This is a genomic window from Streptomyces hilarionis (genome assembly GCF_024539675.1).
GTDB lineage: Bacteria > Actinomycetota > Actinomycetes > Streptomycetales > Streptomycetaceae > Streptomyces > Streptomyces hilarionis.
The window spans coordinates 1-557 of record NZ_JAHHIT010000405.1 but is presented as its reverse complement, the minus strand read 5'-3'; the positions used below and the strand labels follow the sequence as shown (position 1 = coordinate 557).

The 557-nt window shown below is 48.8% G+C and carries 1 protein-coding gene; it reads left to right on the top strand.

Annotated features, from left to right (window positions below; all coding sequences use genetic code 11):
• Positions 1–83: 83 nt before the first annotated feature.
• Positions 84–557, top strand: a 474-nt coding sequence (locus KMS84_RS43755; RefSeq protein ID WP_256921270.1) for a hypothetical protein, incomplete at its 3' end; no start/stop codon positions are given.

Sequence of the window (557 nt, the reverse complement as noted above, 5' to 3'; positions counted from 1 at the left end):
GGTTGAGGTTCTTTCTGAGTTTCTTAGGTGGAGGCTCGGTCGAGTCGCCACCCACAACGCCGAACGGCCTGACCAAACGTCATTTGGAACGTTATATCTCTTGGCTAAAGCTAAAGTACCCCAATGGCTCGACGGCTAAGAACTACTACACCAGCTTTAAGTCATTGGTCATTGTTCTGGCTGATTATGGATTTGTAGAAACCGATACTGACGATCTCTTGCCGCCAAATCCATTCCCCAACAATGCGCGGAATACGAAAGACGCAGATCCGCTCACCATGGGGGAAATGCAAAGGCTACTCGGGGCATTAAAGTCCGACCTTGTTGCTATCCATAAGGGCACGTTCCTTGGCAATGGAGCAGAGGCCATGGCAGTGATGCTACTCATCACGGCGGCAAGATCAGGTATTAATACCACGCCACTTTTAGAAATGACGAGAGATGCCCTAAAGCCTCACCCGTTTGTGCCAAATCTCAGATTGATAACTACTATCAAGCGGCGGGGCAAAGGTGCGCAGAGTAAAACAATACGTCAAACTAATCTGCTAGACGATTAC